Origin of the sequence: Microseira wollei NIES-4236, from assembly GCF_020521235.1 — a bacterium.
Lineage (GTDB): Bacteria > Cyanobacteriota > Cyanobacteriia > Cyanobacteriales > Aerosakkonemataceae > Microseira > Microseira wollei.
The window spans coordinates 40,641-67,153 of the sequence record NZ_BLAY01000031.1 but is presented as its reverse complement, the minus strand read 5'-3'; the positions used below and the strand labels follow the sequence as shown (position 1 = coordinate 67,153).

Sequence of the window (26,513 nt, the reverse complement as noted above, 5' to 3'; positions counted from 1 at the left end):
ATCTTTTAGAGGTTAAAATCAGTATTAACTAAATTTAATACTGACTGCGGTTAAAACCGCTCGTGTCGATTTTCCGCCCCGCAATGAATTGACGGGGCTACCAATCTCCCGAACTTTTTAGGTGTTTTCCGACAAAACGGGGAGATTCCTGCTACCCGTGGAGAAGCCTACCGAGCCTTTACAACCCTCTACGCAGAACGGGCAAAAGCAGGGATTGATTTGGATGAGTCGCGCGGATTGTTGAGCAAACTTGCCTTTGCCATGATGCAGGCGCAAAAGCCCACAGATTTTCGGTTAGACATCAGCGAAGTTGAGGCTCAAAATATACTTGGCTCTGAAAAGACGCTCAAGCATTTGCTGAGATATCACCTGCTGCAAGCGATCGGAAAACCCGGAAATCGCCAAATTCGTTTCTGTCACCAATCGCTTCAGGAATACTATGCGGCAGAATCGCTGTTGTGTGAACTTCGGCAACATCCCGAATGGCTGGAGAAAATGCCAGATCAGAAATATACATGGTTTCAGCAAAAATATTTAAATTTGCTGAAGTGGACAGAACCGCTGGCGGTGATGCTGTCGTTGATGGAGCATGAAGGGCAGGCAGTGCGGTTAGTAAATTTGGCACTGGATGTGGATTTGAATTTGAGTGCAAGGCTGGCAGGGGAGGTAAAGCCAGCTTTTCAGCAGAAGACAGTCAGCATGATTGCTAGGCAAAAGGTTCCAGAATGGTTCAGGCTATTTCTCCTTGGAGAAACTAAATCTCCAAATGCGACTGATGAACTAATGAAGACAATCAAGCATTCAGATCCAAATATCCGCCGCCAAGCTGTTTGGGTAGCAAGGAAACTGAGTAGTGAAGTTGCTATGCCTGTAATCTCAAATGCAATTAAAGATCCTGACTCTCAAGTACGAGAGACTGCCATACGAGTCATCGGAGAGTTAAACAGTGAACAAGCAATTTCGCTTGTAGCTCAGATTCTACTTAAAGAGCCAGTATCCTCAGTCCGGGAAATAGCAGTGCTTTGCGTACTGGGAAACTCAGAGTCTGAAGCAGCAATTATAGAATTACTTAGAGTAGCAAAAGATACTAATCCTCATGTCAGTGGAACAGCTGTTAGCTGTCTGAAGAAAATGAACCATGAAAGATTAATATCTGTATTAACCAAATCTTTAAAAAATACAAACAATGATGTATCGCTTCGTAAAAATGCTATCGAGTTACTAGGCAAACTGGGTGACGAAAGAATTATTCCTGATTTATTTGAAGCTCAGTTGGATTTGAACTTAGATATTCATCATCAAGCTTCTTATGCTCTTTTTAAGGTAAGAAATAGAGCCACGGCTAAAGTGATGTAACAGAACGTCAGGAATCGCAACGAAAAGCCCAAATTAATATGTGGCTTAGATATCTGAATGATAAAGAACCTATTCCCAGAGGCAATGCTATTCTTAACTTGACAAGTTTACTTGATAAAGAGATAGCCGTTAATTTAGCACGTCAGGCTTTAAACGAGCCACATTATTATGTACGAGGACATGCCATTAATAGCCTAGTAAGACTAATTGGTAAAGAAGCAATTCCTCTCGCAATCAGAGCTTTAGACGATCCACACCCTGATGTTCGTGGTTACGCATCTGGGGCATTGATAAGTTTGAAGCAATATCTACCTAATAATTTCAAACTTACTGACGAGACAGTTGATAGGCTCCTCCGAGTTCTAACTGAAGCTCAAGATACATACGACCGCAGCAAAACAGTAGAAACCATCATAAATTTATGTTCTATACAACCAAGTCTACTTTTACATGAGGGATTAGAGATAACTTTCTTGAATGCCTCATATGATTTGGCTCCATATCTACGTAGTGAAATTGCCAGAGGATTAAAAATTTTTAAGAGTGAAAAAGCTGCAATTAGACTATTGCAGATGATAGGAGATTCGCTTTCTATAGTTGCTCTCAGTGCAACGGAATCTTTGAAAAATCTGCCATATTTAATTACTGCTAAATATCTTCCAGATTTGAGAAAGCTAATTTCTACTTCAACAGAAAGCTTTGCGCTTGACGCTATTTTGGCTATCCAAAATCGCTGCCAGTTCTACAACTACGAACTCTTCCAGTCACCTCCAGTGCCAGAAGGTTGTAGGCATCCGCATGATGCCTCTGCTAGCGTGTATATAGAATCTGTAAAGGAAATCACACTGATCTCCGATCAACCTCCTATTTTTAATCAATACAATCGAAGAATCGGCGTGAACTATGCCGCTAAGGACAGCAACCCGAAGATTATTCAAAACGTCCATAACACACATCAATCCTCCCCTGAAGCCGCCCTCGATGCATTGGTGCAAGTCATCCTGGCATTGGAGAAAAAACACACCCATGTGCAAGATGAGCAACAGGCACTCTGTATCATTGATGCAGAGTTCAAGGAAAGCAAAGCCAAACAGCTTCCTCAGTGGCAAGACCTGATTAACGTCAAACGGCTCTACAACGGCGGCAAAAAAGCAACCTTGAAAGTGGGCGAACATTTTGCCGAAGAGAACGTCTGGGGCAAAGCCTTTGTGGCTTTTCTGGAAGGCGCTTCAGAAGACGTGAAATAGAGGCAGTGGATAAAAACCGCTAAAGACTTTGCTTTCTGGAAGTAGAGTAACCATCACCCCCATTGGAGACAACAATGATCGCAATCGAATTACAAATTGACGACGAACTGTTGGAGCGAATTCAGACAATCGCCACCACCCACGGTTGCACCGTCCAAGAACTCCTCATTGGCATCATGAAGATCGTGACCAAACCAGAGGTGTTGCAAAATCCCATCCTGGGTATGTTCGCCGATGAACCCGAAGCGATGGAACAGATTATGTCAGAAATCGCGCGCGATCGCGGTTGGAGCGCCACCGGGCCATACCATGGATAAAGCTCTACTCGACACCGACATCTTTTCCCAAGTTCTGCGGCGGTATAGTCCGGCAATTGTATTCAGAACGGCTGCATAGCTAACCGAGTTTGATCAGCTAACAATTTCTGCGATTACGGTGACAGAGATTATCAAAGGGTGGCAAAAGCGACAACGGCAGGATCGAATTGAACAGTTTATGTCAGAGTTAGGAGCCGTAGAAATTCTATATCTGTCCTTGGACACCCACATTTTGAGCGGTCGGATGTTGGCAGACTTGGAAAGAACTGGGCAACCCATTGGCTTTGCAGACACAGCAATTGCCGCGATCGCCCTTCAAAATAATCTTACCCTCGTAACTGGCAACCTCAACCACTACCAACGAATTCTGGAATTAGGTTATTCCCTAAAACTTGATACTTGGAGAACATAATCAATGCTTTGTATGGTGATTGAATATGTCCGCGATCGCAAAATAAACCGCAAGCAGAATTAACTTTCAAATTGCCAGTTGACAGGTTGCCAATCAAATCCACCCCGCTCGCGGCTACGCAAATGTCCAATGCCGGGATAGGGAAAATGATAAGCAAACATTAATGTGCGATCGCCCGCAATTTTTGCCAGCACAGCTTGGCGGGTCGTTGCAGCCATCTCTCGATCCGCATCAAAAATAGGTTTCCAGCTGGGATTCCATAGGTTAATCGTATTAATGTGAACCGTATCAGCCGTATGAACCATCACAGCATCTCCCGATGCAATTAGGATAGCAACGTGACCAGGTGTATGACCATAGGCAGGAATGGCTGTAAATCCCGGCAAAAACTCTCGATTAACTTCAAATAAAGTAACGCGATCGCGAATCAAACCTAACTGGGTTTGAGCAATCTTAATCATCTGCTGCTTCATCTCGGCAGGTCCTCCAAACTTTGGTAAATCCACCGATCGCCCTGTCCAAAAATTCCACTCCAGGTTACTGATGAAATAGCGAGCATTGGGAAAAGTCAACCCAGTTGTCCCATTCAAACCACCCACATGATCCCCATGTGCATGGGTCAAAATCACCGCAGTAATATCCCTCGGTTTAATCTGTGCCTGCTGCAAGTTTTCTATCAGCTTGCCAACGGTTGCCCCATTCAACAAGCCACTGCCTGTATCGATCAAGACCTTGTTCTGCCCAGTATCTACCAATAGAATATTACAATCTACAGTGAGCATTTCCCCTTGAAAGCCCTGCTGCAATACTTCATTCAATTCTTCTGGTGTTGCATTGCCAGCAAAGATTGCTGCTGGAGCGCTCAATTTACCATCGCTAATCGAAATCAGGTTGAAGTTTCCCAACTTAAATCGATAGATGCCAGCATTGCGAGGCATCATGGGTTGAGTGGTTTGTGCCAGTAAATGGCGAGTGGTAGGTAGGGCGAAGGTGGTGGCGATCGCCCCTGTCAGAAAGGTGCGACGAGAAATAGGCATTGTTACGAATATCCTCGCTCGAGTCAGAGATTGTGCAACTATAAATCCAGGTCGGTGTGATGGGCGGCTGAAGCAGAAACATGTTCGTTTTCACTCACGAATCATCGACCGTAATTTGAATAACTTATATCATGTCCAGTAGCAACGGTTGTGTAACTGCTAATAGCTAATCGCTAATGGCGGCTACCAATCTAAGACGGGACAAAATGGCCTCTCTCGAAGGGGATTTGGGGATTTGGGAAAAGGGGTTTGGCTTGTTCATCCTTCCCCCAAATCCCTTTTCCCAAATCCCCTTTTTAACTGTGTTGTCCCGCGCCTACCTGGTAGCCCTAATGGCTGCTCTGGAGGCAATTGACAATTAGCTTGCTCGCAAGCTCGCAATTAGCCATCCATACACTACCGATACCTAAGGACATGATATTACTTACGGCTCTCCTGAGTCTTAGGTGGAAATCCTATTGTACTCAAACATTTCCCGACTCCCGACATATAGCGTTTCTCGCACTCATGTGGTGGCACACCTTGCCATCTAATTGCAAGCAGTAGAAAAAAGAAAGAATGACGGATAACTTCTCCACCAATGTTGCCCCGTTGCACCTGTCACCAGAATGGTGATAAACCGTCTCCTTGCTGGAATGAATTCGTCATTCTTTCGTCATGCTATTGATACACGACCTCCCGTTGCCAAGCGGAGCGTTCTTCTTCATGAAGTTGCCAGTACACCTCAGCCAGAGTGTCGGGATCGAAATGAGTTCCGGGTTCAATTGTGCCACAAACTGTCACCGTCGCTACGTGAATGTTATCGGGTTCGAGTGCGTTTGCCATTGTGAAACAGAGTTTGCGGATGCTGACTTTCCCGATCGCCAACGGTAGATATTGTGGGGGTGAAAACCCATCCAAAGCCAGTCCACCTCCAGTCAATAGAATCGTTCCGCCACCTGCGGCTTTCATGCCTCCAGCCACTTGCTGAATCGAAGTTAAAGCGCCCACAACGCTCACTTTGAATTCCTGCACCACCGTTTCAGCAGAAATCGTCAGGGGGTCGCTTTCGTTCATCACGGCTGCGTTATAAACTAGCACCGTTGGCACTCCCAATCGAGCGTGAATTTGCGAAAAGGCTTGGGTGAGGGAAATTTCATCACCTACATCAGCACTAAATCCGAAGGCTTGGATATTCGCATCTGCCAGCATTGTTTCATAGTTTTGTAAAGCTTCGATGCGGCGAGCAACCATACCAATTCGATAGCCTTCACGACCAAAACGTTTGGCGATCGCCAATCCCAATCCCGCTCCGACTCCAACGACAACACAAACTCGATCTACCATACAATTAATTTTGATTTCTAGTGTTTTGGGGCCAAAAACCCTTACGCAAACACCAAAGTTTCTCTGAAAAATCGTCGCTTGTCAACTAAAGAGCGCAGCCAGAAACCGGGTTTCTAGGGTTTCTAGGATCGTCGCTGTTGATTTCTAGTGTTTTTATCTATTTTGCTCGCGAGCGAATTCTCTGATTAACGCTTCACAGTTGCATGACAATTTTGCCGAAGTGACTGCCACTTTTCAGATAGCGGTAAGCTTCTGGTGCTTCGTTCAAAGGGAACACCCGATCGACAATCGGTTTGATTTGATGCAATGCGATCGCCCGATTCATCGCTTCAAACATCTCTCGACTCCCAACATAAATACCTTGAACGTCAATGCTTTTCTGCAAAATATGCACATAATTTACATCGCCAGCACCGCCCAAAACACCAATCAAACTAACTCGTCCGCCGACACGCGCCGATCGCAGCGATCGATCTAACGTTCCAGCACCACCCACTTCAATTACTTGGTCTACACCTTCTTTGTTGGTTAATTTCCAAACTTGCTCCTGCCATTCGGGATAGGTTTTATAATTAATCGTTTCCTGCGCTCCCATTGCCTTTGCTCGTTCCAACTTTTCATCGCTACTGGAAGTAATAATAATTTTAGCTCCCAAGGTTTTAGCAAATTGCAAAGCAAAGATAGAAACACCACCCGTTCCTAATAGCAAAACCGTTTCACCTGCGGCTAACTGCCCTCTTGTAACGAGTGCCTGCCACGCCGTTACCGCAGCACAGGGTAACGCTGCGCCTTCTTCGTAGGACAAATGTTCGGGTAAGAGAACGACACCTTCTTGGTTGAGAACGACATATTCTGCCAACATCCCATCGATCGCGCCGCCCAGTGCCGATTTGATTTTTGCGCGAGTCAGTCTGCCTGCAATCCAATCTTGGAAAAAGATCCCCGCCACCCGATCGCCAACTTTGACTCGCGTTACTCCTTCCCCGATTTCAACCACATCCCCCGCACCATCGGATAAGGGAATTACGGGTAGGGTTTGTCCGGGATATTTGCCACTGACGACAGCCGTATCGCGATAATTTAACGAAGTTGCGCGTACCCTAATTAGGATTTGCCCTACGCCTGGTTTGGGTTCGGGCAAATCGACGAGTTTGAGTCCATCAATTCCATCAGAAGTTTGAATTTGATAGGCTTTCATTACGATTGATTCCTCAACAATCTACTTGCTAATTACTTGCTAAAAATTTGAGAGAGCGCGACCAAATCTAGATTCCTAAAAAACTCTAAATAATTAGGATTGTCCAACCCAACCTCGAGCATCGGCAGGTATCGCACCTTCTCGAATATATTCAGTTTGGTAAGCACTTGGCCCCTCTATCCATCGCTTGGCAACTAGAGCAACTCTTCTACCATAACGTTCGCCAGTAATGCGATCGCTCATTGGAGGAGCCTGTGTTGCATCTCGATCGCCGTCACTTTGACTCATCATCCCCAACCACGTACCCAAACGATTGATGTCGTTAACACTGTGTGTACTCTGGTTATTTCCGGGTGGATCCCCCAGTCCCACCCAAATCATCGAGAGTTGGTTCGCAAAAATTGATAGTTGAAACAGCGTGCTGAGTTTATCGCCGCTTTGGCTGGCAGAATTGGTAAAACCCCCAGCAATCTTATCTTTCCAGCCTTGAGCGAACCACAGTGAAAATGTCCCTTCCATAAAAGCTTTAAAGACCGATGAAACACTTCCCATCCAAGTTGGAAAACCAAAAATAATGGCATCAGAAGCGTCGATTTTTGCCAGAATTTCTGAGTCGGCCCAACGTCCATCCTCACCAATCTGTTGCGGAGTTATTTGCAGCAAATGAACAGTTACATTTTCCACACTCGCAGCACCTTTGGCGATCGCTTCTGCTAAAGCACCTGTATCGCCAGTTCCGGTGTGGTAAACAATTGCAACCGTCGTCATAGATTTGGCTCCTCCTACTCAGAAATCATTTGTTATTCTTTAACTTGAATGGCTTTCATCGCCACGAGCCTAAAATTATTGCTGTTGGCTAAAGAGTGAAGCGTATCCCGTGTAAGGCTTGAGGGGCAAAATTTCACAAGCCAGAATTCCTTCTTTGACCATCGGTAACTTTTGCATTTCTTGGGTGATGGATTCTACACTTTCGCCTTCCCAAAGTATGACAGCACCGCTCATATCGGCAATGTAATATATCTGGCGAATTTGCTCCGACTGATAAAACTTCCAGACTTGGGCTGCCTCTGGACTGACAAATGGTAAAACTTGTTCGAGCGCCATTCCAGATTTAACGCGAGCGATAACTAAAACTTGCATTGTTTCTATCCTCTGAATAGAGCTAGCTAAATACGGTTGTTGTGTCTGTATAAAATATGACTGAAGTTACGAATCCTGCCTTATTTCGATCTGTAAATGCAGCCGCTCGAATTGTCACGACTTTTCCATCATGACGAGTATAGTGATTTAAGGCTTCTAGAACAAAAGATGAATCACTTCCATAAATATTCAGTAAGTCGTGTTCTAAACTGGCAAAGGTTTTCCAGTAGGCAGCAAGTCCCTGCACTACAGCATCTTTACCTACCATTGGCTCGTTGTTATTAGATTGCACCGAACAGTTGGGAGCGAGGAAATGTTTGTAGGCTTCGATGTCCAAACTATCGAGAGCTTCTAAATATTGTAGATACCAAGCATAGGCTTCGGATGAGAGCTGGTTGATGTGCAGGTTATCAGTTTTCATTGGCTCTGTCTTGGCGCTGGAATTAACTCATCTGATTGTATTCTTTGGCTTTGCCTTCAAAGCTGACGGGATCGTAGAAATAGCGCTCGTGGATAATCCTACCATCCTTCCTAGTTTGTCAGCCGACTTCTTCAACATGGAGGCGATAACCATCGTGAGTGGTGGCATCTAAGTGCATTTCCACCATCGATCGCCATCCACCAACACCGCGCCAATCTTGAAATCGTCGATCTGCTTCACGTTGGTGGCATTCATTAACTTCTGTCTCTCGATGCTGAGAGCGCGTCCGACACGAGGCGTTGTAAGTTTTCTTGCACCACGACATTTTCGTCGTAATAGCGTTCGTAAATTTCTTCTGGCGGTGGATTGGTGCCAGAAAAATTCCAACAATTCCAAGATGGGATTATTGGTAGACACGATTTTCCCCCAAAATTTCAATGACTCAATCAAACAATTTCGCTTTACTGCATCGTATATCCACCATCAATGACCAAGTTCTGTCCAGTGATGTATGAAGAGCGATCCGAACATAACCAAATCACAGCTTGAGCAACTTCTTCAGCTATTCCTGGTCGTTTCATTGGAATTGTGCTAACCATTTGTTTTAAAGCTGCTGGGGAAACATTAGCTAGAATATCTGTTGCAATCAGACCTGGACTAACTGAATTAATCCGAATTTTCTGTTCAGCAAATTCGATCGCAGCGGAGCGAGTTAGACCAACGACACCTCCCTTGGCTGCGTTGTAGCTAGCAAGACCAGGCACTCCAATTACGCCACCCCCCATCGAAGCCATGTTGACAATTGCACCGCCGCCAGTTTGGAGCATCGCCGGAATTTGATGTTTCAGCGATAGCCAAACTGCTTTCAAGTTCACATCAATTTCCCGCTCCCAGCCTGACTCAGACTGCTCTACTAATCGAACGGTTTTGCCAAACCCAGCATTGTTGAAAGCAAAGTCAAGGCGATTATAGGTTTGTAGAGTTTTATCGACCAATGCTTTAACATCTTCTGCTTTCGTAACATCAGTTTGGACAAAAATGGCATTCCCTCCAGCTTCCTGAGCCAGACGCACCGTTTCTTCACCTTCCTGAACCCGTCGTGCTGCGATCGCGACGTTGGCTCCTGCCTTGGCAAATTCGATCGCTGCTGCACGCCCAATTCCCGAACTGCCACCTGTGACAATTGCCACTTTATTTTCCAAGTTGATTTCTAACATTGATTTTCCTCCCACTTGCTTGGTGGATTGGTTATTTTATCGTCAGAACAACTTTAGATCCAGCACCTTGATGTACCCGATCGATCGCTTCAACCGCCTCGTCCAACGGCATCGTTTTCAATTTCAAATCCTTAAAAATTCCGGATTGATGCCTACTCAAAATCTCAGCTAATCCCTGTCGGACTAAATCCAATTGATGAACTGTATAGTGGGCAAAATCTATCCCGACGATCGAGAAATTGCCAGCCAACAAACGAATCGTACTCACTTCGGGAATAACACCACTTGCCATGCCAATCGGCAATAAACGTCCCTCCGATGCCATCGATTGCACGACTGCCTCAAAGATGTCTCCTCCCACGGTTTCAAAGGCAACATTTACGCCCTTACCTTGGGTAATTTCTTTCAGCCGAGTCGCAATATCTTCCTGTCGATAATCGATCGCATAATCTGCGCCCAATTCTTTCACTCGCTGGACTTTTTCCGCACCGCTCGTCGTGGCGATAACGGTTGCTCCCAAATGTTTGGCAATTTGTACTGCCGCCGTTCCCGTTGCTCCCGTTGCACCCGTGACTAATACAGTTTCACCCGCTTGCAATTGGGCGCGATGCTTGAGGGCGACATAGGCAGTTCCATACATGACTGGAATGGCGGCGGCGATCGCAAAATCGACCCCATCGGGAATCGGCACTACATTTTTAGCTGGCACGACCGCCTGCTCGGCAAAAGCACCAAAATCAGCCGTACCATTATTCAAGTAGGGCAAGGCGATCAGAACGCGAGTTCCGGGTTGTATATCAGTCACCCTTTCCCCAACAGAAATGACTTCACCTGCCGCTTCAAACCCAGGCGTGAAGGGCAATGCCGGGGGAATTTGAAACAGTCCATTGACGACGTACCAATCCGCCGGATTTACACCTGCTGCTCTAACTCGGACGACAACTCGATCGACACTCGGCTGAACATCGGCAACTTCCTGCACTTGCATGGCAGATCGATCGGCAAATTTTTGAATTTTTAGGGCTTTCATAAGACTTTGCTTGGTTTGAATTCACTCAAATTCGAGGCACTGCCTGAACTGTTTTATAGTCTAGCGATCGCCCCAATAGTTTTTCTTACACAGTCTTGCTCGTTTTATACATTCTTGCCATTTCTTTTGGAGTTGCGCCTGTCAGCCGCTTAAAGTGCCGATTCAGATGCCCCTGATTGGCAAATCCACACTCCAGAGCGATTTCTGCTAAGTTCAACTCACTCTTTTGCAACAGTTGCTTCGCTCGTTCCACCCGCCTCTGAATCACGTATTGATGCGGCGTAATGTGTAGAGATTGCTTGAACAGCCGACTGAAATAAAATTGGCTCATCCCAATCTGTTGGGCAAGTTCTTCGAGTTCCAAGTCACAGTCCAGATGCGCCTCAATATAGTCCAGGATTTGATTTAACTTGTGACGGGGCAAGCCATCGGCATAAGTTGCAATTTGCACTTTCTGCACGCCATAACTTCGCAGTAAGTGTTCCACGAGCGTTGTTTTAAGCCGAGCGACAAATAGGTTTGTGTTAATGCCGGGAGTGATTAATTCCTGTTTGAGAGTGAGCAAAATTCCTTGAATGAGTGGATCTTGAAGCGTGGCAAAATGAGGGATGAGTTCGATGCGATCGGGATTAACCAGTTCCTGTCCGACTTGCACAAACACATGGGGATCGATTCCCACAAACATGAATTCGATATCCTGCTGCCAATCGCAGCGATGCAGCGCCCCTGCGGGAAGAATAAATGCGTTGTTTTGTCCGACTAGATTCGATTGACGCTGCCCATCGATCGATTGATTAATTGCAGTACCAGATGTAACCATTGTGACAATGTGCATTTGATGGCGATGGTCGCCTGTATCGTGTGCGGGCTGCTGTTGCACTTCAAAATGCCAGTGATGCCAATGGAAGCTAGATAGCGCAGGTGACTTGGGCAGAATCAGGTTTGAGGCTTCCTTTTGCTCGTCATAGTTAAGTACAGGGGTATCTTTGGGCTGCACTGGTTTTCCTGCTTTCATACTGGGCGCTTTGGGTTGAAACCTCACGTAAATTATCGGTGGTGTCAAGCCAAAGCTCAAATCGATCGATCGATTCTCCAAAGAGTCCCCCTGAAGTTTCCTCCCCAATAACTTGCCGCTGTCCTACCCTGTGCCGTGGCAAGTCTATCCCCGGTAGTTAAATCCCTGGGGATTCCCCTGACTAGCCAATTCCTCAAATTGATTCCGAGTCGCCCATCCAAAACCACACGACTTACCCAAACAAACCGGGTTTCTATGAAAAATCGTCGGGAAAGGGAACGAGAGATCTACCCAAAAACAAAGGTGATAGGCTCGTCGCGCCTCAGTCCTGGCAGAAACCCGGTTTTTTGGCAAAACCGGGTTTCTTACAGCCGCCCAACCTACCCTGGGTGAACGCTTATGGATGTGATTGACAATCTATATGGAAAACTAATTGCTGAGTTTTGCAAATTTTGTTAAAAAAAGTAAAGGAATATTGACACAGAACTTTATGTTTGGTGGTCTGACTGGTTTCAATCCTACTGAAACGGACTGGGGAGAGCGCCTGCTCAACACAGCCGCGACTCAAGCAATTCGCCACTTGTTCTCCCAGAGCGAGTCGGTAGAAGTCGCTGTCCGCTGCTATCCTTCCAGCAAATTATTGCAGGGATCGATTGACAGCTTCAAGATGAGCGGTCGCGGTTTGGTGATTCGCCGCCAGTTCCCCGTGGAAGAGATGTCGTTTGAAACGGATGCTGTCTCTCTCGACTTCGGCTCGATTTTGAGCGGTCAGATTCGCCTCAAGCAGCCTACCCAAGCGCTTGCCGAAGTTATTTTATCGGAAGCGGGGATTAACGAAGCCTTCCAAGCCGAACTGGTGAAAAAGCGTTTGGTTAATCTTTCTTTGGACTCGTTGAATCATTTATCGGGGGGTCAACCCGTTTCTTTTACTGAAGTTCACGTCCAACTGGAAAGCGGGAACAAAATTCGCATCCTAGCCAAAGCAGATTTACCGAATTACGGTACTGTTCCCGTCAGCATGAGGATGACACTGTCGATTGAACGTCGCCGCCGCGTTGCGTTTAAAGACCCTCAATTTGAACCGGATGCGGTTCCAGAAGCTTTGCGGGAAGTTTCTCAAGCTTTGGCGTCGGCCTTGGCTGAGTTGTTGGATAGTATGGTTGACCTCGACCGCTTCGATCTCGATGGGGTGAAATTGCGGCTAAATCGCTTGCAAGTTCAAGGGAAAAAGTTGCTGTTTAGCGGTTACGCTCAAATCGATCATTTTCCTAAATCCGGCTGAGGCGATCGCAGATTTTAGATTTGAGATTGCAGATTTAAAGTCTGGACATATTGTAGGGCTATGGCATTCGATAATCTGTGGTAGAAATCAACAATTATTCGATGTTCCCTACGCGACCAATCAACACCATATCAATCTAAAACTTTGGGGGCACGGCATTCTGCAATCTGTGGTGGAAATCAACCGTTATCGACGCCGTGCCCCTACACAACCGATCTGGTTATGCCACGCCTTGCCGATACACCAACCAATCACAACCAAATCGATTTTTGGTTGTAGGGGCACGGCATTCTGCAATCTGTGGTGGAAATCAACCGTTATCGACGCCGTGCCCCTACACAACCATCTGGTTATGCCACGCCTTGCCGATACACCAACCAATCACAACCAAATCGATTTTTGGTTGTAGGGGCACGGCATTCTGCAATCTGTGGTAAAAATCAACCGTTATCGACGCCGTGCCCCTACACAACCATCTGGTTATGCCACGCCTTGCCGATACACCAACCAATCACAACCAAATCGATTTTTGGTTGTAGGGGCACGGCATCCGATCATCTGTGGCAAAAATCAACCGTTATTCCATCTTCCCTACACAACCGATGAAAACTGGTGATGATGTTGTTTGCGGCGCGGGTGCGATCGCACTCCCTAATTCATTCTCGAACGGCACTCAAGCGCCTACTACGAACGAGGGCGATCGCACTAATCCACCCCTGTCCCCAGCAAAACTGCTTGACAATTGGGGATTGATGGGAAATAATTAATCTAACTTTCAGAACCATGACAATTTAATATTTTGCCGCCAATTATAAAAATTTCCGGCGATCGCGCAAAATGGCTGAAAAGCCCATTCTTTCGTCGAGGCGGTCGGTTCTTTGCCCTGTAAGGGTTTCAGATTTTATTCCAACAGATTTTTTAGAGTTTGTAGCCACAAAATTGTAGGCTGTCGGAAATGGCCTCTGGAAGCCATACAAGGTAAGGGCTTCAAAGCGAGGGGTCGCACTTACTTACTCCCCGCAAGGGGATTGAAACAAATTATAATATATGGACCGGCTTGAACAGCATATTTGTGGTCGCACTTACCTACTCCCCGCAAGGGGATTGAAACCTGAAGACTTCAATCTTGTCTACTACTTCATCACCAGTCGCACTTACCTACTCCCCGCAAGGGGATTGAAACTAATTGTAAAATTTTTGCCTTTCCTCTGGCGTTGTCAAGGTCGCACTTACATACTCCCCGCAAGGGGATTGAAACAGCATACTGGGAAAGCCAAACCAAATTAACAAAAATGGTCGCACTTACCTACTCCCCGCAAGGGGATTGAAACTCTTGGAGTTGTCTTAAACAACCCGTACTCTTAATAAACAGTCGCACTTGCCTACTCCCCGCAAGGGGATTGAAACTCGACGCGCTCGGTCGTTTCGGACTTGACGTCCTTACGAGTCGCACTTACCTACTCCCCGCAAGGGGATTGAAACATAATGTATTCCTTAAATTCATCAGCAGTTGCTGGGGAAGTCGCACTTACCTACTCCCCGCAAGGGGATTGAAACAGGCTGAACTTGGAATTTAACTGATACTTGGCGTATGCAGCTTTCAATTACTTCATCCCCGCAAGGGGACTAAAAAGAAAAACAATAGCTGCACCTCACCACAGCACAATCAAACCTTAACCCGCCAGTCGTAGCATGTAAAATAGCCTTTGCTTACAGGTTCACTCCCAATGTCAACATCCCGGCAACTCCAGCGAGAATTGGGTGTATTAGGCGCAACGATGATGGGACTCGGTTCGATTATCGGTACGGGAGTATTTGTCAGTATCGGTATCGCGGCGGGTATTGCCGGTTCTGGGGTAATTCTAGCGGTGGCAATTGGTGCTATTGTGGCAATCTGTAACGGCCTCAATAGCGCTCAACTTGCTGCTAGTCATCCCGTCAGCGGCGGTACTTACGAATATGGTTACCGATATCTGACGCCTTGGTTGGGTTTTACCGCCGGGTGGATGTTTATGTTGGCTAAAACTGCTTCTGCTGCGACGGCGGCGTTGGGTTTTGCGGGTTATCTGCAAAGGTTTTTTGGACTATTTGGACAGGGATTGCTGGTTGCGATCGCTCTTTTATCCGTCCTCATCCTCACTATAATCGTTTGGACTGGCATTCGTCGCTCGAATTTCGCCAATATCGCAATTGTTTCTATTACCTTACTATCTTTATGTTTTTTTATTCTTGCCGGTTTACCCACCGCAGCAACATCGGGAATTGATAATTTAACTCGATTTTTCCCTAATTCTATCGGCGATTTACTCCACGCCAGCGCTTTAATGTTTGTCGCCTATACAGGTTACGGACGCATCGCCACAATGGGAGAAGAAGCGAGAAACCCCCGTCGCACTATCCCGAAAGCAATTATTACGGCGATGGTGCTGACGATGCTACTTTATATTGCCGTAGCAATAGTTGCCGTTAGTGCAGTGGGTGCAGATGTATTGGGTAAAGCAACTGCTGCGCCTTTGGAAGTGGTAATGAGTCGCTTAGGTATTCCCGGCGGGACGCAAATACTCGCAATTGGCGCGATGACCGCGATGCTGGGGGTATTGCTGAACTTAATTTTAGGATTATCCCGCGTCTTGCTGGCAATGGGAAGAAGGCGGGATATGCCGAGAATTGTGGCAAGATTAAACCAGACAGGAACGACGCCGGATGTAGCGGTGTGGGTGATGGGAATTGCGATCGCTTCCCTAGTCCTAATCGGTAACGTCAAAACCACTTGGTCTTTTAGCGCTTTTACCGTTTTAATTTATTACGCCATAACAAATCTGGCAGCTTTGCAGCTGCCAGAGAGGGATCGCTTATATCCTAAATGGTTAGCTTTGTTGGGTTTAGCCGCTTGTTTGTTCCTAGCTTTCTGGGTAGAACAACAAATCTGGCTGACAGGTTTAGGCTTAATTCTTGCCGGACTAATCTGGCATTTTGTTGCACAACAGGCGAGGTGATTTTAGATTGAAGATTTTAGATTTAAGATTGAAAATTTCATCAAATCTGCCATCTAAAATCTGCAATCTGCATTATTAATGCCCAATCCCAACGTAACGGAACCCGGCGTTTTCCAGTTCCTTGCGATCGAGGAAATTGCGACCATCAATCATCACGGGGTTGTTCATCAACTTCGCCATTTTGACATAATCTAAGGTTTGGAACTGTGCCCACTCGGTGACTAATACCAAAGCATCGCAGCCATCTGCCAACCGTTCTGGATCGCTTTCGACATAAACTCCAGATAAACCGTGCGCCATGCCACTTTGAGACACAATTGGGTCGTAGGCTTTTACTTTAGTTCCCAAGCGGTTGAGTTGTTCGATTAAATTCAAAGCTGGCGCGTCGCGCATGTCATCGGTATCGGGTTTGAAGGTTAAACCCAACAAACCAACTGTTTTACCCTTGAGGATTTTCAGTTCTTGCTGTAATTTTTCTACAGCGATTAAGCGCTGGCGCTGGTTAACGCTGACGGCGGCTTTCATCAGTTGAGCTTCGTAACCGTAGTCATCGGCGGTGTGGATTAACGCGGAAACATCTTTGGGGAAACAAGAACCACCCCAACCAATACCGGCGTTTAAGAACTTGCTACCGATGCGGGAGTCTAAACCAATTCCTTTGGCGACTTGGGTTACATCTGCACCGACGCGATCGCAAATATTGGCAACTTCATTAATAAAGCTAATCTTAGTCGCCAGGAACGCATTAGCGGCATACTTAATCATTTCTGCCGAATTGAGATCTGTAACTACCACAGGGACGGGTGGTAAAGACTTGTCTTCGGCGAACTTGCGCTCGACAATCGGGGTATATAGTTGCTGCATCATGGCGATCGCTTTTTGGCTGTTGCTGCCCAAAACGATCCGATCCGGGTTAAAGGTATCAAAAATTGCCGACCCTTCCCGTAAAAACTCTGGGTTGCTCACCACATCAAACTCGGCGGCAATCTTTTCCACCGTTTCCTCATTGACAACGCCACCCGCACCTACCAATACTTTTTGCCGTTCGGCGATACCATCCATCACAATCATCCGCACCCAGTCGCCCGAACCGATTGGCACGGTAGATTTATTTACGATTACTTTATAGCCATCTTTAAGATTGGCACCGATTCCCCGCGCCACAGCTTCCACATAGCGGGTATCGCTTTCACCCGTAGGTAAAGGCGGAGTTCCCACAGCGATAAACAAAATATCTCCGTGCTTTACCCCTTCCGCAATGTCGGAACTAAACTCTAGCAGTCCCGCCGCCGTGCTAGACTGCATCAGTTCAGACAATCCCGGTTCAAAAATCGGGGATTGTCCGGCTTTCATTAACTTTACTTTTTCTTCATTGTTGTCTACGCAGATGACGTGATGTCCGATATGTGCCAGACATACGCCAGTTACTAAGCCTACATATCCCGTACCGATGACACAAACACGCATGTTCAAATCCTCAATCTAATTGGTTTTGGTCGAGTTTCTCAGCTATTGCAAGGGTTTGCGGTTAAAGAATGAGCAACCATTAGTAGTAGTACCCCAATTCCACCGTGGAATTACCACGTCCGCAAACCTAATTTTCCACACCCTGAAAAAGCTTGTATTTTAAGGCTGCGGGTTATTCATCCGAGAGCGAAAATCCTCTATAGTCAACTTTAGCCCTTCTCTCAAAGGAACCGTAGGTTCCCACCCCAGCCAGGTTTTAGCCTTTGTAATATCCGGCTGTCGTTGTTTGGGGTCATCTTGGGGCAACGGTTCGTACTTCAATTGTGCGTCTGGATTCACCATTTCCTGAATAATTTGCGCCAGTTCTAAGATCGTATATTCACCGGGATTACCCAAATTTATCGGGCCGACATGTTCCCCGTTCATCAACCGCATAAGTCCTTCCACTAGGTCGGATACGTAGCAAAAACTACGAGTCTGCGACCCATCTCCGTATACGGTTAGGGGAACTCCCCGCAAAGCTTGCACTACAAAATTGCTGACGACGCGCCCATCATTTTCTAACATCCGAGGGCCATATGTATTGTGGCAATATATACAATATGTACCACCTACAAAGTTTTCGTAATCTGGCACGGAAAAATCGTACACGTAGTCGTCTATCTCGAATGCTGCGATGTTTTTGACCTTCGCCCAAGCAATATGTTCCGTAGTTTTTGCTTCCAGAGTTTGTTTAGCATTACTCAATTCTAAAATCGAGTAATTGTCTAATCCTTGTACCGTAATGCGGTAAGATTTGTACTGTTGTTCGTCTCCCTTAGGGACAGTTGTGTCAAACTCTGACACGCTGCCAATCATGCCAAATTTTGCCAGAATCAATGTCAGTTTTTCGATAATGTTTTGGCTGGAACTATTGAACACGAGTAAGGAACCCGTTGTTTTGGCATCGTGGTTTCCGTCGCCTTCCCAAAATCCTTGTAAGAAATGGACTAACTGTTCTTTGGGAAGTTGTACGATCCAATCTGGAATATCTTTTTGGGTGCTGAGATTCTTACCGAACCCAAAGACGTTCACAACTAGATCAACGATAATTCTAGAGCGGATGTGAACTGCGGGCGCTCTCTTTCCTGTTTTGTCAAATTGAATCTCGCTCTTGCAGCCAAATAAATCTTCAGCGATTTTAATCAACTTCTCCAAATATTTGACGTTTGAGCTAAACAGCAGTTGATAATCTGCTGGTTTATCTCTGTAAATTAGGCAACCCTCTGCCAGGTAAAAGCCCAAAAACCACAGCAGGCTATTGATATCCTCAATATAGTTGTTTACCTGGTTATTGGAGTAAGCGATCGCAATCTTATCCTTCGCCGATAAAGGCAGTCTTAAATGTTGCCAAATATCCAGCGGTATGCGGTTCATTGCCTCATACCTTCTCAGCTTACTGAAATGTTGCCGAGAACTGATTCCTTTTTGCGTTAGATAGTTGCGAATTTCGCGATTATGATTTTCCAGGTGAGACACTACATCTTCATTGGCAACGGATAAACCTTTGATTGTCGTTACATCCGAAATGTAGAAAGGTTCCAGTGCCTTGTCTACGAAGGGTAAATAGTTAGGAACTGCAATCTCATCCCCTACCTTCAAGTCTTTGCCAAATACTGCTTTGGGCAATCCTTGTTCATCGCGAGTAAATAAGCTGTGATCTTCTGTAACTTTTACTCGTTTGCCCCAAGTGGTAGTAATTTCATACCCTGTTTTGGTGACGTGATGTTTCCAAATTGCTGAAATTGGGCGGATAGCGGCAATGCCGTTATTTTGAGCGAAACAAGGAACTGATACATCTGATATATCTTGATGAATGCGGTTATAGCATTCTGCAAATGTTTCGTAGTAAAGTTTATCTCCCTTGTAATAAACTACTTTTTGGTCACCTGTTAAACTGTTAAAAATCCGGGCGACGCGAATATCTACTTTATTTTCTCTGTGGTAGTCAAAACTTAAAGTTTCTGCCATTCGCTTCCCTTCATCGTAGCACGATCTGATCCCGATTGGATTCACGTTTCCCCTATATTCTTCTGGCTGGGGATGCACTTCTGGATCGCCATAAACTTCCGAAGTAGAAGCGAGTAAAAATCTGGCTTTTATCCGCTTGGCTAACCCCAGCATGTTGATCGTTCCCATCACGTTGGTTTTGACAGTTTTGATGGGGTTGTACTGGTAATGAACCGGAGAAGCGGGACAAGCCAGGTGATAAATTTGATCTACTTCTAATCTGATTGGTTCGGTGATGTCGTGGCGGATAAATTCAAAGTAGGGATGGTCTAACCATTTGAGGATATTTCGCTTGTGTCCTGTATAAAAGTTATCCAAACAAATCACTTCATGCCCCTGTTCCATCAAGCGATCGATCAGATGGGAACCAATAAATCCAGCACCACCAGTGACCAAAATTCTCATAGGTTTTATGCAAGCGATACGTTATTTCAAGCTGGCAAGGTTGCCTTTAACAACTATATCCTTTGAATGTTCCGTTGTCAGTTGATATCCGATTGGGATTTAAAAGCATTGCTTTTGAATAGTCAGCTGGGATATCTGGGTTAGACTATTTACTTACTACTCAACTAGCAAGTTAGCAAAGAATGCTGCCAAACGAAACTTCTAGCCTTATAATTCATCAAATCTTTATTCTCTAGCCCGCGCTCCCATAAATTTCCTTGACATTTCTTGATAAAACTTCACGGTAAGAAATTACTCGATTCGATCCTGGCTTTACAATAACTTGACCAAGGCACCGCCTTTAACCGCACATCTACGGATCTATACCCAGAAGCGCGACTTCCCAGAGAAGTCTCTATACCCAGAACCCCGACTTCACCAGAGAAGTCGGGGTTCTACAGGGAAAAGCAGCTATTTCAGCCACCTTTGAATCAGCGCATCCCTATTCCTTATCCAAGCGCAAAACAGCCATAAATGCTTCTTGAGGCACATCGACAGTCCCGATAGCTTTCATGCGCTTCTTGCCTTTTGCTTGCTTTTGCAGCAACTTTTTCTTGCGGGAGATGTCACCGCCGTAGCATTTCGCCAATACGTCCTTCCGCAACGCCGGAATATGTTCGCTGGCAATAATTTTGCTGCCAATCGCCGCCTGTATGGGAACCTTGAATTGGTGACGCGGGATCAGTTCCTTGAGTTTTTCTGCCAGACTGCGCCCTACGTAGTAAGCTTTATCGCGGTGGACGATCATCGCCAGGGAATCTACCGGATCGCCGTTAATCATAATATCCAGGCGCACGAGGGGATTTTCCCGGTAACCGATCAGATGGTACTCCATACTGGCGTAACCGCGCGAGCGCGATTTCATCTGGTCGAAAAAGTCGGTCACGACTTCCGCTAAAGGTAACTCGTAAGTCAAGTTAGTACGTCCCACCGTCAGGTACTTCATATCTTTGAACGTACCCCGGCGATTTTGCGACAACTCCATCAACGTCCCGACGTATTCTTCCGGCGTGATAATGTCTACCTGGACATAGGGTTCTTCGATTTTTTCCCGATGTTGCGGATCGGGCAAGGTGCTGGGATTATCGATTAAGAGAACTTCTCCCTTATTCGTCGTGACGCGGTAAACTACCGAAGGCGCTGTAATCACCAAATCCAGGTCGTATTCTCGTTCTAAACGTTCCTGGACGATTTCCATGTGCAGCAAACCCAAGAAACCGCAGCGGAAGCCAAAACCCATCGCGCTGGAAGTTTCTGGTTCGTAGTTTAACGCGGCGTCGTTGAGCTTGAGTTTTTCCAGCGCTTCCTTTAAATCTGGATATTGGTCGGCATCGGTGGGAAACATGCCGCAAAACACCATTGGTTTAGCTTCGGTATAACCGGATAACGGTTCGGCGGCGGGTGCGCTAGCTAGAGTAATCGTATCGCCAACGCGGGCATCGGATACGGCTTTAATCGATGCAGCTAGATAACCGACTTCCCCGGCGTGGAGAGACTCGACCTGGACTTGGTTGGGAGAAAGTACCCCCAACTCATCGATCTCGTATTCTTTTCCAGCTGCCATCAAGCGGATGCGATCGCCCTTTTTCACCGTACCATCCATCACGCGGAAATAGACGATTACGCCTCGGTAGCTGTCGTAATAGCTGTCAAAAATCAACGCCCGCAACCGTTGGTCTACAGTATCTTTGGGCGGGGGAATCAGGTGGACGATCGATTCTAAGATTTCATCCACGCCGATGCCTTCTTTCGCCGATGCTAAAATCGCACCGCTGCAATCTAACCCGATAATTTCTTCGATTTCCCGCTTTATCCGGTCGGGTTCGGCACCGGGCAAGTCTATTTTATTCAAAACCGGGATAATTTCTAGATTATGCTCTAGGGCTAAGTAGACATTGGCTAAAGTCTGCGCTTCTACCCCTTGGGAGGCATCCACCACCAAAAGCGCCCCCTCGCAGGCGACCAGACTGCGCGACACTTCATAGGAAAAATCCACGTGTCCGGGAGTGTCGATCAAGTTCAGTACGTACTGCTGACCATCTTTAGCCGTATAGTTCATCCGGGCCGCTTGCAGCTTAATTGTAATGCCGCGTTCCCTTTCTAACTCCATGTTGTCTAGAAACTGTTCTTTCATCTCCCTTGCCGCCACCGTCCCGGTGGTCTGCAACAAACGGTCAGCCAGGGTTGACTTCCCGTGGTCGATGTGGGCAATGATAGAAAAGTTGCGAATGCGAGATACGGGCGCGTCAGTCATAAATTTTTTGCTTATAGATCGAGCAGCGAATCCATCTGAAACAGAAAATACACCAAGCTTAAAATATTTTAATGTTTCCCTAGGGCGAATCGCGTTTTCCAGCTTGGCAAACCCGATGACAGGGGGAAAAATCGTGGCGCGAAGCGCGCTATAATGAAGGCTGCATTTGATTATTCCTCAGGGTAGCATCGGATCTTAAGTATAAGGGCAAGCAAAATAATCCAAAAACGTCTACATTCGCTAACGATAGCAATTACCTAAAAAATCAGGACGCTGAAAGCCACGTCAATTTATTGCGTGGATGAAAGCGGACATCTGGGAATAAATTCGCCGTCTGGGCGGGCGCTAAAGTCAGTTTCAGGGTAGTATTTAATATAGAGGTTAGGGTATTGAACCCGTTTAAACACCCAGTAGCCCAAGGGCAACGCACCTTGAAAACTGAGCTTAGGGAGTTCCAGGCAGAAATGCTTGCCTGGGTAAAAGGCTTAAGCATCAAGCATTTAGAGTACCGTCGGGCAGCCGGGAACTCGCTTCTGTTAAGGAGCAAAAAGCTTTTGGAGAGATGCTCCTCTGGTATGGAATGGGTAACTGTTTCATAGTAAGAGCGCTCGGTGAATTAAGAATCTGCGCGGCGCATATCCCGCAGAGTGTCAAAGACAGCTTGGCCTGCAATAATGGTCAGTTTAAACTGAGGATGCCTCTACTGTTAACGGGCTTGGCCCAAAAACCAGCGGATTTTTAACGGTCTATGAACGAATCAGCAATTGAAACCCAGCGTGCAGCCGATCAGGTGGAAGTTTCCATCCAGATCGACGCAGAATTATTTGAGCAACTACGGCATTTGACCAATGACCCTAGTAAAATTGTAGAAGTAGCCATTCGGCAATGGCTTAAAGGTGGCTCGCAACGAGATGACGAATTAACTCGTACCATGCAGCGAACGCCAGTACCTCCCCGTGGCGAGTGGAACGATTGACTGTGTTGGTATTGTAGTCATTGGATTATAGAGTCGGGTAGCATCAGAAGTGGCGTTTGTGTCTAATTGTCTCAGGCGCTACTACCATTATTAATAACAATAGCTGTTGCGAAAAAATAGACGCTCATGACCCTGTCCACCCATCTGCAACGCACGTTACCAGAAGCTAACAATAAATTGGAATCTGCTTTGAGCGCAAGTCATGTTGCCAGTCTGCAAGATATAGGATCAGAACTGGTATATACCCAAGAGGTTTCGGGACGGTATCTGTCATTTTATTGGCAGGAAGCAGAACGCTACGGTATATCCGCAGCCGAAATGGCGGCGGGGAGTGAAGAGACAATAGAACCAGCCGATCCGGCGGCTTATAGACAACGGGTGCGGCAAATTATAGAGAGTAAAGTTCCAGAACGGTTGAGCTGTAAATTTCGATATAAAGAACATAGTTTTCGCTTCGATTTAGCGATCAGCCCAATTTTGAGGCCAGATGGGACGGCAACAACCGTACTGGTAATGGGAAGCCCGTCGCACGAGTTAGAGGGGAATCATTCAGGTCACGCTCCAGCCAAAGTAACAGAAAACGGTGCGCTGAGCTGCAATCCTCAAGACTACCAAAAACTGCTGACCCAAATAGCCAGAAATATTCGTCGCACGCTGGATCTGGATACGATTAGGCAGCAAACGGTGGATGGACTGGGAAAAGCGTTGTGCGTGAGTCGCTGCATCATCAGTGGTTATAAAAAGAGCGATCCGGAAGTAAGAGTCGTCGCAGAGTATCGCCAAGAACAATGTCCCTCGCTGTTGGGAAAAACATTAGCAGTTAAAGATGACCCTTGTCTAACGAAGGCATTAGCCACCCTGGGAACAGTGGTAGAAGAACCCCAGGAATCTTGCAACCAAAAGTCAAGGCTGGTGGTGGCAACTTATTATAAAAACGAACCCAACGGGTTGATTAGCTTGTATCAGTGCGGACGCAGTGGGTGGGAACCAGCAGAAATCGAACTGGTGCGGGAAATAGCCGAACAAGTGGGGACGGCAATCGCTCACGCCACCCTCTACGAAGAATTAGAAGAAGCGCGTCAGCAAGCAGAAGAATCTTCTCGCCTCAAAAGCGAATTTCTCGCCAACACCTCCCACGAACTGCGTACCCCCCTCAACGGGATGATCGGATTCCTCAAACTGATCCTAGAGGGAATGGCAGAAGACCCCGAAGAACAGCAAGAATTTATCCAAGAAGCATACCGCTCGGCGCTGCACCTGCTTAACATTATCAACGATATTCTGGATATCGCCAAAATCGAAGCAGGTAAAATGGAGCTGGAGTTAGGCTCGGTCAAGTTGAAAGAATTGTTCGCTCGGGTCGATGACTTTGCCCGAACTCAGGCACAGCAAAAGAATTTGAGCCTGCGCTTTCAACTACCAGCGGCCCACGATGAAGTGATCGTCTACGGCAACTACCAACGGCTGTTGCAAGTGATGTTAAATCTGGTAGGCAATGCCATCAAATTCACCCATGAAGGTGGAGTGACAATTACCGCCGAAGTTCAGAAAAAGAAATTATTATTTAAAGACCAAGAATTACCAGGAATGGTAGTAGTACGCGTGGCAGATACGGGAATTGGGGTATCGCTGGAAAAACAAGACAGGCTGTTCCAAAAATTCACTCAAGTCGATGGCGGCCTCAACCGCAAGTACGGCGGGACGGGTTTGGGATTGACTATTTCGCAAAAATTAGTGGAAACAATGGGCGGTCAAGTAAACTTTTACAGCATGGGCGAAGGACTGGGATCGACAGTTACGTTTACCATCCCACTGTACCAAGAACCATTAATAGTTTCATCCAAATAACGTAATTGGTCATTGGTAATTGGTCATTGGTAATTGGATTAAAATGCTGTCGAATCCTGACAATTACCCTTAGCAAATTGGGTTGAATACTCGTAAACTAATTTTATGGCAGCATAGATAATGCCGAAAGTTATTGCTGGGTTGTAAAAAAAATAACAACCCAGGACTGACGCCAAGAAACCGGGTTTCAGGGAAAAATTGTGGCTGGCAAGGAAAGATATACACAGAAAGCCAAGAAACCGGGTTTCAGGGAAAAATTGTGGCTGGCAAGGAAAGATATACACAGAAAGCCAAGAAACCGGGTTTCAGGGAAAAATTGTGGCTGGCAACGAAAGATATACACAGAAACCCGGTTTCTTGGATCTTCGCGCGTAAGTTTTATGAAAAAAAATGAGCTTACCGAGTTAACAAGTTTAATTAAACTAGAGAAAGGTGATTTTTGGAGAATTCTGTGACTGAGCAAACTAACGCTCGCGAATTATTCAAAGCGGCCTACGAAAACCGCTATACCTGGGATGCGAACTTTCCGGGTTACAGTGCAGATGTGGAACTCAAGCAAGGTGATGAAGTCTACACTGGCAAAATTCGCATTAACGGCGACCTCAGCGTAGAAGTTACCGGAATCGAGGACGAAGAGGTCAAACAAAGCATCTACACTCAGTTGCGGGATGTGGTGACCCACCGCAAGCGGTCTAGTTTTGAGCAGTCCCACGGGAAAAACCAGTTTAACCTGGGAGAACAAGACTTGACGGGTGCTATGGAAATTCTGGTCAAAGGCGATGCGATGGGGTCTAACTATAAGATCCGAGGCACGGAAATTTGCCAAGTCAGTCGCGTCATGGGAAGGATGGCGTTCGTTATCGATACCCACGAAAGTTTAGATACTGGCGAGGGTTACCTATCAAAACGCTACGACGCTGTTTTCCGCAACGCGCAGACGAATGAAATGACCAGAGAACTGGAATTTGAGGATAATTACCAGAAAATTGGCGATTATTACGTGATGAATCGCCAAGTGGTGCGTTCCCGCGAAAATGGTCAAATTATCGCCACCGAATTTAATTTTGCCAACGTGAAACTGCTGGAAGTAGCAGCAGTTTAAGGAAAAACCAGTAGCGCGCGTCTCGATGTCCAGAAACGCAATAGCCAATTTTCCGTAACATGGCTCGCGGTTTTTTCCCTCAAAAGATCTACGATAAACTTAGCTGCGATTTAACGAGGTTTGACATCATGGAACTGACAGTTGACAACGTCGAAACTGTTTTGGATGAAATGCGGCCTTACTTGATGTCCGATGGCGGTAACGTGGAATTAGTCGATATCGACGGCCCCATCGTCAAACTGCGCTTGCAAGGTGCTTGCGGTTCTTGCCCCAGCTCGACGATGACCTTAAGAATGGGAATTGAACGCAGACTCAAGGAATCCATCCCGGAAATCGCCGAAGTGGAACAAGTGATATAAGGACTGGTAATGGGTAATGG

General features: G+C 46.3%; 27 protein-coding genes and 1 pseudogene. 14 read left to right on the top strand and 14 right to left on the bottom strand.

Going from position 1 to position 26,513, the window contains the following annotated elements:
- Nucleotides 1-219: 219 nt before the first annotated feature.
- The 4 genes from MiSe_RS12385 to MiSe_RS12370 all read left to right on the top strand — a co-directional run bounded on the left by MiSe_RS12385 (nt 220) and on the right by MiSe_RS12370 (nt 3,332).
- The gene (locus tag MiSe_RS12385) at nt 220-1,356 is read left to right on the top strand and encodes a HEAT repeat domain-containing protein (RefSeq protein ID WP_226579477.1); all 1,137 of its coding nucleotides are present in this window, start codon (nt 220-222) and stop codon (nt 1,354-1,356) included.
- A 38-nt stretch (nt 1,357-1,394) separates the two neighbouring features.
- Nucleotides 1,395-2,603 (top strand): HEAT repeat domain-containing protein, encoded by a 1,209-nt coding sequence (locus tag MiSe_RS12380; RefSeq protein ID WP_226579474.1) that lies wholly within the window; start codon nt 1,395-1,397, stop codon nt 2,601-2,603.
- A 74-nt stretch (nt 2,604-2,677) separates the two neighbouring features.
- The gene (locus MiSe_RS12375) at nt 2,678-2,920 is read left to right on the top strand and encodes a hypothetical protein (RefSeq protein ID WP_226579471.1); all 243 of its coding nucleotides are present in this window, start codon (nt 2,678-2,680) and stop codon (nt 2,918-2,920) included.
- Between the two features lie 103 nt (nt 2,921-3,023).
- Nucleotides 3,024-3,332 carry a PIN domain-containing protein gene (locus tag MiSe_RS12370; RefSeq protein WP_373872783.1) on the top strand — a complete coding sequence of 103 codons (309 nt, stop codon included), beginning with the start codon at nt 3,024-3,026 and terminating at the stop codon, nt 3,330-3,332.
- 59 nt (nt 3,333-3,391) lie between these two features.
- On the opposite strand, the gene MiSe_RS12365 is transcribed toward MiSe_RS12370, so the two are convergent.
- The 10 genes from MiSe_RS12365 to MiSe_RS12320 all read right to left on the bottom strand — a co-directional run bounded on the left by MiSe_RS12365 (nt 3,392) and on the right by MiSe_RS12320 (nt 11,797).
- Nucleotides 3,392-4,369: an MBL fold metallo-hydrolase gene (locus MiSe_RS12365; RefSeq protein ID WP_226579466.1), complete on the bottom strand. Its 978-nt coding sequence runs from the start codon at nt 4,367-4,369 to the stop codon at nt 3,392-3,394.
- Between the two features lie 660 nt (nt 4,370-5,029).
- The gene (locus tag MiSe_RS12360) at nt 5,030-5,695 is read right to left on the bottom strand and encodes an SDR family NAD(P)-dependent oxidoreductase (RefSeq protein WP_226579463.1); all 666 of its coding nucleotides are present in this window, start codon (nt 5,693-5,695) and stop codon (nt 5,030-5,032) included.
- Nucleotides 5,696-5,888: 193 nt separating this feature from the next.
- A complete protein-coding gene (locus tag MiSe_RS12355; protein ID WP_226579460.1) occupies nt 5,889-6,893 on the bottom strand; it encodes a zinc-dependent alcohol dehydrogenase family protein in 1,005 nt (334 codons plus the stop codon).
- Nucleotides 6,894-6,986: 93 nt separating this feature from the next.
- Complete coding sequence (locus MiSe_RS12350) at nt 6,987-7,661, bottom strand: flavodoxin family protein (RefSeq protein ID WP_226579458.1); 675 nt, start codon at nt 7,659-7,661, stop codon at nt 6,987-6,989.
- Nucleotides 7,662-7,736: 75 nt separating this feature from the next.
- On the bottom strand, nt 7,737-8,033 hold the full coding sequence (locus tag MiSe_RS12345) for a hypothetical protein (RefSeq protein WP_226579455.1): 297 nt from the start codon (nt 8,031-8,033) through the stop codon (nt 7,737-7,739).
- Nucleotides 8,034-8,055: 22 nt separating this feature from the next.
- Entirely contained in the window at nt 8,056-8,454 is a 399-nt protein-coding gene (locus tag MiSe_RS12340; RefSeq protein WP_226579451.1) for a nuclear transport factor 2 family protein, read from the bottom strand.
- Nucleotides 8,455-8,572: 118 nt separating this feature from the next.
- Nucleotides 8,573-8,779 (bottom strand): hypothetical protein, encoded by a 207-nt coding sequence (locus tag MiSe_RS12335; protein ID WP_226579448.1) that lies wholly within the window; start codon nt 8,777-8,779, stop codon nt 8,573-8,575.
- Between the two features lie 136 nt (nt 8,780-8,915).
- Complete coding sequence (locus MiSe_RS12330; RefSeq protein WP_226579445.1) at nt 8,916-9,671, bottom strand: glucose 1-dehydrogenase; 756 nt, start codon at nt 9,669-9,671, stop codon at nt 8,916-8,918.
- 31 nt (nt 9,672-9,702) lie between these two features.
- A complete protein-coding gene (locus MiSe_RS12325; protein ID WP_226579442.1) occupies nt 9,703-10,701 on the bottom strand; it encodes an NADPH:quinone oxidoreductase family protein in 999 nt (332 codons plus the stop codon).
- 85 nt (nt 10,702-10,786) lie between these two features.
- On the bottom strand, nt 10,787-11,797 hold the full coding sequence (locus tag MiSe_RS12320; RefSeq protein ID WP_226579439.1) for a helix-turn-helix domain-containing protein: 1,011 nt from the start codon (nt 11,795-11,797) through the stop codon (nt 10,787-10,789).
- Nucleotides 11,798-12,206: 409 nt separating this feature from the next.
- Here MiSe_RS12320 and MiSe_RS12315 point away from each other — a divergent pair, with 409 nt between their 5' ends.
- The 5 genes from MiSe_RS12315 to MiSe_RS12300 all read left to right on the top strand — a co-directional run bounded on the left by MiSe_RS12315 (nt 12,207) and on the right by MiSe_RS12300 (nt 15,994).
- Nucleotides 12,207-12,998, top strand: coding sequence for an LmeA family phospholipid-binding protein (locus MiSe_RS12315; protein WP_226579496.1), 792 nt, complete (start codon nt 12,207-12,209; stop codon nt 12,996-12,998).
- Nucleotides 12,999-13,301: 303 nt separating this feature from the next.
- Nucleotides 13,302-13,604 carry a hypothetical protein gene (locus MiSe_RS12310; RefSeq protein WP_226579437.1) on the top strand — a complete coding sequence of 101 codons (303 nt, stop codon included), beginning with the start codon at nt 13,302-13,304 and terminating at the stop codon, nt 13,602-13,604.
- The gene (locus MiSe_RS12305; protein WP_226579434.1) at nt 13,601-13,765 is read left to right on the top strand and encodes a hypothetical protein; all 165 of its coding nucleotides are present in this window, start codon (nt 13,601-13,603) and stop codon (nt 13,763-13,765) included. The genes MiSe_RS12310 and MiSe_RS12305 overlap by 4 nt, the downstream gene beginning before the upstream one ends.
- Nucleotides 13,766-14,045: 280 nt before the next feature.
- The gene (locus MiSe_RS53760; RefSeq protein ID WP_444980487.1) at nt 14,046-14,285 is read left to right on the top strand and encodes a hypothetical protein; all 240 of its coding nucleotides are present in this window, start codon (nt 14,046-14,048) and stop codon (nt 14,283-14,285) included.
- Between the two features lie 440 nt (nt 14,286-14,725).
- Complete coding sequence (locus tag MiSe_RS12300; RefSeq protein WP_226579432.1) at nt 14,726-15,994, top strand: APC family permease; 1,269 nt, start codon at nt 14,726-14,728, stop codon at nt 15,992-15,994.
- A gap of 75 nt (nt 15,995-16,069) precedes the next feature.
- Here MiSe_RS12300 and MiSe_RS12295 read toward each other — a convergent pair whose 3' ends face one another.
- From MiSe_RS12295 to lepA, 4 genes and pseudogenes are all read right to left on the bottom strand, one after another.
- Entirely contained in the window at nt 16,070-17,461 is a 1,392-nt protein-coding gene (locus MiSe_RS12295; protein WP_226579430.1) for a UDP-glucose dehydrogenase family protein, read from the bottom strand.
- A 159-nt stretch (nt 17,462-17,620) separates the two neighbouring features.
- Nucleotides 17,621-18,058, bottom strand: coding sequence for a GDP-mannose 4,6-dehydratase (locus MiSe_RS54445; protein ID WP_507770129.1), 438 nt, complete (start codon nt 18,056-18,058; stop codon nt 17,621-17,623).
- A pseudogene (locus tag MiSe_RS12290) lies at nt 18,056-19,915 on the bottom strand (GDP-mannose 4,6-dehydratase); the annotation flags it as partial. The gene MiSe_RS54445 and the pseudogene MiSe_RS12290, both read right to left, overlap by 3 nt.
- 481 nt (nt 19,916-20,396) lie before the next feature.
- A complete protein-coding gene (gene lepA / locus MiSe_RS12285; RefSeq protein ID WP_226579426.1) occupies nt 20,397-22,208 on the bottom strand; it encodes a translation elongation factor 4 in 1,812 nt (603 codons plus the stop codon).
- Between the two features lie 748 nt (nt 22,209-22,956).
- Between lepA and MiSe_RS12280 the strand changes: the two genes are divergently transcribed.
- The 5 genes from MiSe_RS12280 (at nt 22,957) to MiSe_RS12260 (ending at nt 26,493) form a co-directional block, all read left to right on the top strand.
- Nucleotides 22,957-23,184, top strand: a complete 228-nt coding sequence (locus tag MiSe_RS12280) for a hypothetical protein (protein ID WP_226579424.1) — start codon at nt 22,957-22,959, stop codon at nt 23,182-23,184.
- A gap of 126 nt (nt 23,185-23,310) precedes the next feature.
- Nucleotides 23,311-25,032, top strand: coding sequence for a GAF domain-containing sensor histidine kinase (locus MiSe_RS12275; protein WP_226579422.1), 1,722 nt, complete (start codon nt 23,311-23,313; stop codon nt 25,030-25,032).
- Between the two features lie 133 nt (nt 25,033-25,165).
- Nucleotides 25,166-25,426, top strand: coding sequence for a hypothetical protein (locus MiSe_RS12270; RefSeq protein WP_226579419.1), 261 nt, complete (start codon nt 25,166-25,168; stop codon nt 25,424-25,426).
- Nucleotides 25,427-25,483: 57 nt separating this feature from the next.
- The gene (locus MiSe_RS12265) at nt 25,484-26,134 is read left to right on the top strand and encodes a DUF3386 domain-containing protein (RefSeq protein ID WP_226579417.1); all 651 of its coding nucleotides are present in this window, start codon (nt 25,484-25,486) and stop codon (nt 26,132-26,134) included.
- A gap of 128 nt (nt 26,135-26,262) precedes the next feature.
- Nucleotides 26,263-26,493: a NifU family protein gene (locus tag MiSe_RS12260; RefSeq protein ID WP_226579414.1), complete on the top strand. Its 231-nt coding sequence runs from the start codon at nt 26,263-26,265 to the stop codon at nt 26,491-26,493.
- The last annotated feature ends 20 nt before the right edge of the window (nt 26,494-26,513 follow it).